This window comes from Rhodococcus koreensis (assembly GCF_900105905.1).
In the GTDB taxonomy this organism is placed as follows: domain Bacteria; phylum Actinomycetota; class Actinomycetes; order Mycobacteriales; family Mycobacteriaceae; genus Rhodococcus_F; species Rhodococcus_F koreensis.
Window position 1 is genome coordinate 80974 of sequence record NZ_FNSV01000004.1, and the last position, 11590, is coordinate 92563.

The 11590-nt window shown below is 63.1% G+C and carries 10 protein-coding genes and 2 pseudogenes; 5 read left to right on the plus strand and 7 right to left on the minus strand.

Going from position 1 to position 11590, the window contains the following annotated elements; all coding sequences use genetic code 11:
* Window positions 1–5: 5 nt before the first annotated feature.
* From BLV94_RS03075 to BLV94_RS03085, 3 genes are all read left to right on the plus strand, one after another.
* Window positions 6–992, plus strand: a complete 987-nt coding sequence (locus BLV94_RS03075) for a hypothetical protein (RefSeq protein WP_072951041.1) — start codon at window positions 6–8, stop codon at window positions 990–992.
* Between the two features lie 84 nt (window positions 993–1076).
* A complete protein-coding gene (locus BLV94_RS03080; RefSeq protein ID WP_072951039.1) occupies window positions 1077–2369 on the plus strand; it encodes an adenylosuccinate synthetase in 1293 nt (430 codons plus the stop codon).
* A gap of 8 nt (window positions 2370–2377) precedes the next feature.
* Window positions 2378–3025, plus strand: coding sequence for an NUDIX hydrolase (locus BLV94_RS03085; RefSeq protein ID WP_083395451.1), 648 nt, complete (start codon window positions 2378–2380; stop codon window positions 3023–3025).
* A gap of 421 nt (window positions 3026–3446) precedes the next feature.
* Here BLV94_RS03085 and BLV94_RS03090 read toward each other — a convergent pair.
* The 3 genes and pseudogenes from BLV94_RS03090 to BLV94_RS51965 all read right to left on the minus strand — a co-directional run bounded on the left by BLV94_RS03090 (window position 3447) and on the right by BLV94_RS51965 (window position 5189).
* Window positions 3447–3873: pseudogene (locus tag BLV94_RS03090) on the minus strand (nitroreductase family deazaflavin-dependent oxidoreductase).
* Between the two features lie 371 nt (window positions 3874–4244).
* A complete protein-coding gene (locus BLV94_RS03095) occupies window positions 4245–4487 on the minus strand; it encodes a hypothetical protein (RefSeq protein ID WP_072951057.1) in 243 nt (80 codons plus the stop codon).
* A gap of 489 nt (window positions 4488–4976) precedes the next feature.
* A complete protein-coding gene (locus tag BLV94_RS51965; protein ID WP_425272484.1) occupies window positions 4977–5189 on the minus strand; it encodes a zinc finger domain-containing protein in 213 nt (70 codons plus the stop codon).
* Window positions 5190–5607: 418 nt separating this feature from the next.
* Between BLV94_RS51965 and mihF the strand changes: the two genes are divergently transcribed.
* Entirely contained in the window at window positions 5608–5925 is a 318-nt protein-coding gene (gene mihF / locus BLV94_RS03100) for an integration host factor, actinobacterial type (protein ID WP_072951036.1), read from the plus strand.
* A 233-nt stretch (window positions 5926–6158) separates the two neighbouring features.
* On the opposite strand, the pseudogene BLV94_RS51970 reads toward mihF, so the two are convergent.
* Window positions 6159–6347, minus strand: a pseudogene (locus tag BLV94_RS51970) (Lsr2 dimerization domain-containing protein); the annotation flags it as partial.
* 524 nt (window positions 6348–6871) lie between these two features.
* Between BLV94_RS51970 and BLV94_RS03110 the strand changes: the two are divergent.
* The gene (locus BLV94_RS03110) at window positions 6872–7351 is read left to right on the plus strand and encodes a helicase associated domain-containing protein (protein WP_072951035.1); all 480 of its coding nucleotides are present in this window, start codon (window positions 6872–6874) and stop codon (window positions 7349–7351) included.
* Between the two features lie 253 nt (window positions 7352–7604).
* Here the strand turns inward: BLV94_RS03110 and BLV94_RS50330 are convergent, their stop codons facing one another.
* From BLV94_RS50330 to BLV94_RS03125, 3 genes are all read right to left on the minus strand, one after another.
* Entirely contained in the window at window positions 7605–8294 is a 690-nt protein-coding gene (locus BLV94_RS50330; protein ID WP_244163455.1) for a hypothetical protein, read from the minus strand.
* Between the two features lie 562 nt (window positions 8295–8856).
* A complete protein-coding gene (locus BLV94_RS03120; protein ID WP_244163456.1) occupies window positions 8857–9819 on the minus strand; it encodes a site-specific integrase in 963 nt (320 codons plus the stop codon).
* Window positions 9820–11036: 1217 nt separating this feature from the next.
* Window positions 11037–11348 (minus strand): hypothetical protein, encoded by a 312-nt coding sequence (locus BLV94_RS03125; RefSeq protein ID WP_072951032.1) that lies wholly within the window; start codon window positions 11346–11348, stop codon window positions 11037–11039.
* Window positions 11349–11590: the final 242 nt, after the last annotated feature.

An 11590-nucleotide genomic window follows, 5' to 3' on the forward strand; every position in this document is an offset into this window, starting at 1 on the left:
CCACCATGGGATACGGCAAGTGGGATGACGACACCTACACCGCGGCCAAGACGTTCCGCGCCGCCCGCGGCGTCGACGACTTCGGCTACACCAGCGCGATGTACACACAACCGAGAGACCAGTGGAAGGCCGATCCAATCCTGGACCCGCTGGGCGTGACCGTGCGGGAATGCCGGGATTCAACCGGGCACCCCGAGTCGCTTCCGATCGCCGTACTCTTCGACGTCACCGGCTCGATGGGCGCCGTACCGCGGATCATGCAGAACAAGCTCGGCAAACTACGCGGTCTGCTGCAGCGCAAGGGCTACGCCGACGACCCGCAGATCCTGTTCGGCGGCATCGGGGACGCCGACTCCGACCGAGTGCCCCTGCAGGTCGGTCAGTTCGAGTCCGGCAACGCCATGGACGCGCAACTCCGCACCATCTTCCTCGAAGGTAACGGCGGCGGTCAGAAATCTGAAAGCTACGAACTGGCCGCATATTTCATGGCCCGTCACACCGCCACGGACGCGTGGGACAAACGCGGCCACAAGGGCTACCTGTTCATCATCGGCGACGAACTGAACAAGGCCCGACTGTCGGCCCGGCACGTGCGCACGGTGATCGGCGACGACCTCGACCGCGATGTCACCGTCGAGTCGGTGTACCGGGAACTCGAACGGCGCTGGAACGTCTACTTCGTACTACCGAATCAGTCCGCGTACTACCACGATCCCGAGATCGCAGAGCACTGGCAGCGCCTGCTCGGGGAACGGTTCCTCAAACTGGACGACCCGGGCGCGGTGTGCGAGCTGATCGCGCTGACGGTCGGCATGGGCGAGGACCGCATCGACCTCGGCGAGGGGCTGGCGGACCTGCGTGACGTCGGCTCCGCCGCCGAAGCGGACACCGTCGGTCACGCGCTCGCCGCCCTCGGTGCGGCGCGGGCCCCCGTCGCGGTGAGCCCATTGCCGATCGATCCGGCCGGCAGCGACGACGTGTCCTTCACCTGACACCCGTTCGAGAGGCGGGGCTTCCGATTCCCGCGCCGGGTGCGAGCCCCGCCTCCCGACTCCCCCTCTACGACAGGAGATCCCATGACCACGGTGTTCGGTGACCGCGACATCATCGTCGTCGACCTGGGCTTCGGCGACGCCGGCAAGGGCGCCACCGTCGACTGGCTCTGCTCACCGGACGCCAGCCTCGATGTCGCAGCTGTCGTCCGGTTCAACGGTGGCGCGCAGGCCGCGCACAACGTCGTTGTCGACGGTCGCCACCACACCTTTTCCCAGTTCGGGTCCGGGACCTTCTCCGGCGTCCCGACGGTGCTGTCGAAGCATGTCCTCGTCGAACCGATCGCCCTCGCCGCCGAGGCCCGCGCCCTGGCCGGGCTGGGTGTGCCGAATCCGCTCCAGTTACTGCACATCGACGCCGCCGCGCTACTGACCACGCCGATCCACGTCGCCGCTAACCGTGCCCGCGAGGATGCCCGCGGTAACGGCAGGCACGGCTCGTGCGGCAAGGGCATCGGTGAGACCGCCGCCTACGCCCTCGATCACCCGGACGCACCCACCGTCGGAGACTGCCACCGCCAAGCCGTTCTGCGCACCAAACTCTCCACAATGGCCGACCACTATCGGGACCTGGTCGCCCCCAGCGTCCATCGGTGGCCCGACCTCGACAACATGGTCACGATGTACTCCGAATTCGTAGCCGCTGTCCGGATCGCCGAGGATGGCGATCTCGCGGCCCTCGCAAACCAGGGGCGCTTGGTTTTCGAGGGCGCACAAGGAGTGCTGCTCGACGAGTGGCGCGGGTTCCACCCGCACACCACCTGGTCCACCGTGGAACCGAGCAACGCGCGCTCCCTCTCCGCCAAGCACGGTCGCGGCAGCCACGTGCTCGGCGTCACCCGCACCTACACCACCCGACATGGTGCAGGGCCAATGCCCACCGAGAACCCGACACTCGGCGCGGTCCTTCCCGAACTTCACAACGACACCGGCAGCTACCAGGGCACCTTCCGGATCGGAGACCTCGACGAGGTACTGCTGCGCTACGCCGCAAACGTATGCGGCAGCGTGGACAGTCTGGCCGTCACCCACCTCGACGCGGTGACCGGCGCCGCAGCCGAGGGGAACCCCATCCGCAGCGCACGCCGGTACCCCGACGTCGGCGACCTACTGCCTCTCGGACCGTGGCGGGACCTCGCGCATCAGCAACACCTCACCGACGTCCTGTCCGCGCTCACCCCCGACACATCGGAGTTGCCGACCCATCCGGCAGACGTCGCGACGCACCTCGGATCGCTGGTCGGCGCACCGGTGGCACTCACCTCCAGCGGCCCCAGCCGGGCCGCCCGTCACGTCCGTGAGCCCGCTATCGCATGATCACAGGTGTGGAACAGTCATCCGTCTCCGTCGATGTGGTCGCTCTCCGGTTCGGCAAACCGGAACCCGACGCGCTGCGCTACGGCGTCGCGCCCCGCCGCTGGGAGCCGTACACCGGGCACACGGCCTTGCCCGGTGTCCTTCTTGGCGCCGGTGAACGCCTAGAAACGGCCGCCCGCCGCGCCGTCACCACCAAACTCGGGATCCCGGACGACGCGCTCCTGGCGGTGGGACAACTCGCGGTGTTCGACGAGCCCAGCCGCGACCCACGCGGGCCGACCCTGTCCATTGCCATGTGGGCGGTCATCACCGCCGACAACATCACCACCGACCCCGTCGCCGCGACGCAGTGGCGCGGCTTCGACGAACACGGCAACCTCGCCTTCGACCACGACCGCATCGTCGCCGCCGCACGCCGCATCCTCGCCACCAGCCTCCTCTGGCGGGACACAACATTCACCCGGGCCCTCCTCGGCGCAGAATTCCCCGCCACCCACGCCGTCACCGTCACCACCGCACTCGCCGGCAACCGGCCCGATCAAGGCAACCTCAATCGCACGCTCAAGGCGATACCCGGACTCGAACGCACCGACGAACGCGTCCGAGTACAAGCCACCGGCCGTCCCGCAGTCGTATGGCGTTGGACCACAACATAAACGACACCACACCCGTGCCGACACCCGGCGCCAAGCACACCCCTGAGCCGCGACCCACTGGGCTCAAGCCTGAGCGTGCAGACAGCGACGGGGTCCGGGGCTCAGCTGTTCGACGGCCCCGTCCCAGACTTAAGCACGATCACCGGGGATCGACCAATGCACAGTGCACGCCCACGAACCGCAGAAGTGTCGCCACTCATCCGATCAAGTTCAGTGAAGGGTCGAACCATCGCCTGGCCGCACCTGAGCACGTCGGCTCGTCAGACACGTGCTCAGACGCCCCCGACCACACCAGCGGCAGAGCCCGCCACAACCCTCCCGTAACATTCCAGCCTATCCCCGGCGGCCAACCTGCGGGAACGGTGCACCCGAGCGCTCAGAACGGCCCGGATGCCCCACCTGCACGGCCCATCATCGACTCTCACCTGCGGCGCAGCAAAAGCACGGGAATTGTCCGGATGCCCGCCGTCTTCTCCGCGTAGTCGGCAAAGCCGGGATACCGCCGCGCCTGCTCGGCGAAGAGGAGATCCCGCTCCTCGCCCGTCACCTCACCGACGGTTACCGCGTATTGCTCGGTGCCCCGTTCGATCTCTGCCTCACCGGCAGTGACAAGGTTGTAGTACCAGTCGGGATTGGTCGGTGCGCCCGCCTTGGACGCGAAGACGTAAATCGTGTCCGGATCTTCCTCATCTGGCAGATACATCATCGGGCTCACCCGATCTCGCCCGGTCTTTCGGCCCCGGTGGTGAACCAGCACCACCGGCGCACCCGAATGGGCCACCAACTCGGCCCTCGTTTGCCCGGAATTCAGCAATGATGTTCGCGTTCCAGTCGTCGGTGCCACTCATTCGGCAGATTCTCCTCTTTCGGCACAGGATCGGTCAGCAATCGGGTCGACGCGGTTGCCTCCGTGTCGCACCCGGTCTCATTCAGGGCGCGCTCCGCTTTTTCAGGCGTACCCGCAACTGTCCATCTTCTCGTATTCGTGAACCGTTCACCGCCACACCGCAGGCCATAGCCGAGCCTCGGCAGATCAGCGAGTCCCTTCTAGATTCGCGGCCGGATTGGACGGCAAATTTCGGGACTGCCGCGGTATCGGTGAAGGCGCCGGAACAATGCCTAGTAGCATGCTGAGACTGATCTCGGGGAAGCATTGACGAGCCCATCCGAACGTTCGCGGACCACACAGTCAGTTTGTGCCGCCCCCTTGCCCGGAGTCCTATTTGCCGATATCGACGGTGAGGTCCTCGATGTCGGCGAAAACCAAACGCCCGTCATCGAGGGCCACCGCCCACCGATTCACCGGTGCCCATTCGTGGCCACGTTCGGCGGTGTCGGTCAGCTCGGCGTAGTCCTCGACGATGACGCCAGTCGCCGCCTCGGATCGCCTCCGCACCAGCACCCGGGTACCCACGCTCAACACATCGGATGACGCCTGCTTCTTCTCGCTCTCGTCACTCATGAACTGCACCTTCCCTCTGTCCTCGGAGCACAAGCATGGCTCGAGCTCGCCCACCAGCCGAACTCACGCCGCCAGCCGCTGGGCGCCCAGTTCAGCGTGGGATGGCGGGCCTTCCCTGGCCATGGACGTAATGGCCGTGTGTGCGGCCGCACCTGCGGATCACAGTCCGGTCGAATTCTTGCTCCCGGCGTTCGGAGTAACTCCATATCCCACGGGTACTCCCGACCTACGCTGCGCTCCGGGCTCGACGGTCCCGGTAGCAGCCAGGCCCTCCCGCCAGCGCTCCCCTTCGCTGGCCGGAGGGCCGTCTGCCGCCCACGGCTCGCGGGCCCGGCATCAATGGGTCCGCCCCCTAATACTTCTGGCCGCTGGGCCGACGCTTCTCAGGATGACCGAAGCGCACAGCGGGAGCCGAGTGGATCGGCCAGCGGAGATTCGACACTCATAGATTGGTCCCCGACAATCCTCGCGTCGGAACGATGGTTCACTTCACTCGTCGCGGGTGCCACCGAGCTCGCCATCATCGCGCTCCGGCTCGGATCGGCTATCTGGGCGCACCTCCGTGTCAGGCCATTTAGCGAGTTTCACCCGGTGGAGGCAGGGGATCTTCCGCACGTATCCGTCCTTGGTGACACACCGCTCACCAATCCCTACACGGCAGTGCGGACATGGGATATGGGCAACGAACTCGAATGGATCCATCGCTCACCTCCACGGCTGTTACCTCGTAATACGACTATGACCGACCACGACGAATCATGCAGCACCGACGCACACCCCACCACCGATACCGTTGCGCAATCCACTTGCAGCGTGAAACTGATAACTGTCGCCGAATCGACTGCGCCAGCACAGATAGCCGGCAGCACGCCGCCCCAAGCTCATACCTCTGAAATTACTGAGTCGGCAGCTTCGCAAATTACTGAGTCGGCAGCTTCGCGACGATGACAACCCACACGACATACTGTTCGAATACACCGTCGGCCACACCCGTAGACGTCACAACCACCACCCGGAGCTCGGTCCCCACTGATCTGTACGCGGACATGTCCGTTCCACCTGGCACGATGGCAGTGACAGCCAGACGAGCTGGCCGAACAACGCAACAAGGAGCACCATCATGGCACTACCTGTCTTGACACCGGAACAACGCGCCGAGGCACTGGCGAAGGCGGCTGAAGCCCGCAAAGCGCGTAGCGAACTCCTCGCAGCAGTGAAAGCTGGAACCCTCAGTGTCGAAGCGGTGCTCACCAAGGCCGAGACCGACGAAATCGTGAAGAAGACGAAGGTTTCGGCGCTGCTGAAGGCGCTCCCCGGCGTCGGATCAGTGAAGGCTTCGAAACTCCTCGAAGAATTGGCGATCGCCGAGACCCGTCGTATCGGCGGCCTCGGAGCCAACCAGCGCCAGGCGCTGATCGAAGCGTCGTCTGACTCCTGACCTCGGAACTGCCGCAGCCTCCGGCCAACTCGAAATGAGCTGGCCGGAGGCTGTTTTGTCGACGCCGCGAGGTCTTGGCCGCAGTGAGCTGCACTGTACGATTCCCCGATCTGATCGGGGATATGCCAGCGCGTGGACAGCTCGTGACCCTCCGTGGTCGGCCATTCTCGAATCTCTTCTGCGCGCTTGCGTCCCCCGCAGGGTCGACCATGCATTCTTCCACCGACGCGAGTTGCATGATCGATGTACAAGGTGAGAGTGCTATGGAAATTCCTGGCGTTCTTGGCCTTCAGATCGATCCTGTAGTCGACACCGTCGCGAGAGAACGGACCGGTCTGCTCTTTTTCGTTCTTGATCGGAGTCCCGTCGTTACGTTCGACCACAATCGCGCGCGACAGTTCCGTTCCCTCACAGTCGAACACCCGGAAACACTACTCCGAGATAATGTTCGTATCCCAAACGATGGCAGGTTTCGACAGGACATCGCGGATTCCAGCCGAGTAGAGCTCGATCAGGGCCGCTCGCCGCACCCTGGCGGTCATTGGCGAGAACCTTGTCAGGATAGACGCTCGTCTCGTTGGACCCGCGAAAGTCCATGCAGTCCACATCCTGCCAACCGCACAGCCTCATCAGCGGAGGTTGACCGGCATACCCGACGCACCGACAAACCACGACTTCCCGCCGCCGGCTGAAACTTCCAGACCTGCACGGCCTGAACACCAAGCGCAACGAGGAATCCTCCTTGGCCAGAAATTGTTCTGGCGGCCGAGCGGAGCGAGAGGACACGATCGATCAATCTGAGGTGGCCAGATACTCGGCGCCACTACGGCAGTCGCTTCACCATGATCGGGTGATCTTCACGACACACGGTCAATGTGGTTGACATAGCGTAAGAAGAAGCTATGTACTTTACAAATATATAGATTCCACAGAAGGACTGATCTCGATGCGTACTTACCGGTCCGCAGCCTCGGCGCTGGAGCTGTACTCAGCATTCCGGCAACAACATCCTCACACAGCTATACCCGAGAACTACCTTACCGAATCTGGTTTCCAGCTCGGTCGCTGGCAGTACCGCCAGCGCGTCGCTCGAATGCTCGGCACACTTCCGGAAGAGCGCATACGTCAGCTCGATTCAATTGGATTCGTGTGGAGCGACGACGATGCCCCGCTCCCCGCCATAACTCGCACCGACAGTAAGCGCCGCCGGATGCTGGCCGAAATCGCCGCTTACCGTGAACAACACGGCAACGCGCTCGTGCCCGCGAATTATGTCAACGCGGATGGCGAGCAAGTCGGCCAGTGGCTCTACCGGGCCGTGAAGAAGTGGAGAGCAGACGCGCTACCCGAAGACGAGCGGGGTCCACTTGCGGCGCTCGGGGTCTCCCCCGGTCCTCGCCCACGCGGACCGAGAACCGCCGCCTGACACACATCAACTCCCAGGCGAGCGAGAATCGGACTCCAAATTGGTCCCACTCGCGGCCGTTACGTCCGAGATCGGGGACCAGACTGCACGTCGCGCCAGTGCGCGGAGGACGCCCCCATTCGGCCCAACCCTTCGCGCCTCACTTGTGCTGAACCGGCGCGATCACTCAATGAACTGGCACGCTCACGCGCGCATCGTGCACTGGATGTCGCCCCTGGACCTGCTGCCCGCCGGCAGTCTCACCGACCAGAGACTACGACAGGCCCAGTTGCGCCAACAGTTCCTCTGTCCGACCCAAGATCGCCTCGGCTTTCCTGTCAATCTCTTCAAACGCGTCATCAAGATCCCCCAAAGCCCGGACATCCGCGTACTTCCGAGCAATAGCCGCCTCGTACTGTTCGTTGAGCTCGTCCGGCGTGAGCTCGACGCCTTCTATCCCGACCTCGAATCCATCGCCTCGGGACGGAGAGAACTCTTCAGCTTTAGCCTCCCTTGCAGTGGGCCGAGGATCCAGCGACTCGGACCGAGTATGTCTCGATGAGGCGGCACCCGTCAGATGTGCAGCGACGATCGCCGCAACCGCTCTGCCCGACAGCCCGCGCCGATCGCGACGGACCGCAGCGAAATGTCCCCACTGATCGAAGCTCGGCAGCAGAGGGCCATCTTGGTTCTCCCGCAGAGCCGGCAGTGTTCCGTAGAACTCTGCGGTGCCGTCTGCATTCTCGTGACTTCTGATAAGACTTCGAGCGAGGACCCGGTTCGAGGGATAGCGATCAAAGAACGCTTGGAGCCGTGCCCATCGCAGATAGATCGCGACGGGACAGCGCTGAGGGTTGTCCCGTGCTGGGTGCAGCTGCAGGTCGTGCCCGCCGCCGACCACCACGATCTTCCCGTCATACGTGACGTCACTGCGTTGCAGGTAGCCCACTTCATTCGCCGACACTCCGTTGATGCAGTGGAGCACAAGGAGTAAAGCGTCCCTCCGCCCAAACATGCCCTGCGGCCAACCGGAAGTCGGAAGCGCCACTATTGCACGGGTGGCGGCGCGAGTGAGATCGTCCCGTTTGGTTGCGCGTACTGACAACACCTGACGGATTGCTCGCGCAGACCCGGGCGCTGGGTACCCAGTGGCGGTGTGTACCCAATTGATCGCTGCCACGCGTCGCCGTTGAGTCGCACGCGCTGCAGGATTTTCGTCGAGGAAGCTCGCAAGAGCGAGAGGATCTGCGGGCAATGCCACTGCTTGGAACGCTGCGCACCAATCAGCGAACAACGCCCAATCGTATCGATAGCCCGATCCCTGACCCTTATCGACAAACAGAGCAGAAACATTCTGCCCACCTGTGAATTCCGTCTGACCGTTCGTCACTGCTCAAGGTTAAGCAATCCGCGGCGACCAATCACGCTTCGGAGGCTTTGTGTCGCCATGAAGACTGCCCTCGACCAAAGCTGGTTCACTCGCTCGCAACACCGGGCGTGACCCCAGGTCGCCAAGTGCATATGGATCACGACAACTGCGAAACGTCGAGGAGGCGCTCTGCAGTAGCACCGGCCCTCAATGACTGACCACCGACCCTGCTGACCACCTCGTCCGGATAGCCGGCGAGGGCTGCACGCCGCCGTATCGCAGCGTGAATCGCAGAGCCGGACAGCGTTGCCGCACTGATGTTGCCGTTCGCGCGTATTGCGCGGAACACAGGCACCCCGGGGTCGGGAACTATTGGCGGCGCGAAAGAGCAGACGTGGCTGTCGAACTCCTCATGCCCGCGAAGCAACCGCATCACGCCCGGACGACCGGACTCGTGGAAATTTGCCACTACCTCCAGCCAACGCCGGTAGGCGCACGGAGCACACATCGCGTGATCCCGCGATAGCGGGACATGCTTGACGAAGTCGTCGTCGACGGTACCGTCATGCGATCCACCACACCGGACACGCAGATCGCCACGGCGAGAGAACGTTACATCGTCGACAGCTAGCATCGACAGTTCCGATCGCCGATACGCCCCCATGAACCCCAATAACAACAAGGCGCTGTCGCGGCGCTCCCGTGCGCGCTTGACCCAAGTCGTCGCGTCTCGACGACTCACATCGACAATTTCTTCGAGCTCACCGAAGCGAAGTGGGTACGCCCTCCTGGTTGGCCGTTCACCATTGTCCCTATAGATCCCGCGGACACTCGAAACAGCGGCACTGACGCAAGCCGCCTCGCCCGGCACACGTAGTCCAGAATTGCGATGCCAGTAGTTGATGGACGCCACCCACCGGTTCAACGTCGCAATCGAATACATCCGATCACCGGCCCCGGAACGTCTCGCCGCGTTCTCCCTTACATACTCTGCGACCACCTCTGGATCTGCGGGCATCATCGAAATCCCACGGTCCGCACACCAACTCGCGAATCTGACCCAGTCCTGCCGATAGTTGCGCGCAGTGCTGGCGGAATGCAACCGGTAGAGATCAGCCACGATACGAGCGTCAACTCCCGGCAACGACTCCGATACGCCAACCGAGGAACGCGCGCGACTCCCCTCTGCAGATGGATGCTTCGATGGGAGTGGCGTGTCTTGATGACTCACGTGGACATCATTGCAGGCGAAGGTGTCAGTTTCGAGAATTCTCGGCGCGCGGCGACTCGGTAGGCACCCCGCCAGCGGACGGCCGTGGAGGTTCGTGATGCACGGTGCATCACCAACGGAAGACCATGGAGGTTCGTGATGCACGGTGCATCACCAACGGAAGACCATGGAGGTTGGTGATGCACGGTGCATCACCAACGGAAGACCATGGAGGTTCGTGATGCACGGTGCATCACCAACGGAAGACCATGGAGGTTCGTGATGCACGGTGCATCACCACCAGCTTCGACTCACCCCCTAATCAGACGGCGCGGCAGCTGAGATTGAAGCCACCACGACACCATGCTGCGGGCGCATCGGCAGAAGTGTCCGCGTACATGCCTTTGCCGTCGGCGCCGGCTCAGCCGCCAACGTCATCGCCCTCGCGGTCAGACCCAGGGCCCCGACCCCCGTGTCGTGATGCACCGTGCATCACGCGGGAGTTGGGTGATGCACCGTGCATCACGCGGGAGTTGGGTGATGCACCGTGCATCACGCGGAAGTTGATGATGCACTGCACGGTAGGGAGGTTGGCGGATTCGAGCAGCCTCTCCGGCGAGCTGTTGCCCTTTCGCGGGCGTGAAGATACATATACCCTGTGGGAAGTGCTCTGACCTGCACACTCTCTGCCGTGTTGAATTCGAGGATGTTATTAGCGTGGGTCTAGTAACGAACCGAGGAAGCGACTGGGCGCGGGTCAGGTTGTTCTCGGAGTAACTGCAGTAGGTCGGCCTGCGCCCGTCCTCGATCGAGGAGGCGCAACCGGTGCAGGCCCGGATGCGATCACTACAGCACCCTCCTGACCTGCCATTTTAAGGTCCGCGGGAACTCAACTTCCTTGCTAGAACGCTCCGCGAGACGTTTCCATGCCCCTCCCCCGGCGAGTGAGTAGCCCCTCGATTGCCGGCCGAACACTGCTCACCTGCACCTTTGGACCGTTGCCCCTGGAGAACCCCGTTCCGCAGGCTTCGACCCGACCAAAGGAACGCCAACGCAGCTCGTCGGGACTCGAAGGTCGTCCAGTCTTGGAGCCAAATACCCGTCCATAGTTACGTCAAGTGACGAAATTAGCTTAAGGTGCAAGGAAGGATAATAGCTCGGTCCTCGCCTTCCTCATCGGGCATGAAGTTGCGGTCGCAATGCACCTCACCGCGACCTCCTTCTAACAGCACCACCTCCATCACATCTTTTGGAATGACCGTCTGTATGGCCTTGCGTATGGCCTTAAGCAAGGTGTTGTCAATGTTCTCGTGGAAGTCGGACGCAGAAGGCAATCGTGAATCGGGGTTGCCTCTTTCCGGCGAGAGTGAAACGGTCATCAACTGCCAGGCCAGGCCCTCCCCCAGCCTGAGATCTCCGGCCTCAAGCCCCGAATGCATTCTCTGAGAGTGAATTTCACCCCAGTGAGGACGCAGAGCAGGAACCGACCTGACGCCTAACCGCCGTGCGACAGAGCCTTCACAACTGCTGTCACGAGAACGCTTCCGCAAGTGCCTCACCACGGTCCGACCCCTGCTTGGAACCCGCAAACTCGCCTCCCCTGCAGCAGATCTGCGCTCGTCAGCGAACCCAACTCACCCGTCCACGGCCCACTTTCAGTCCAATCGGTAAGCACCGAATA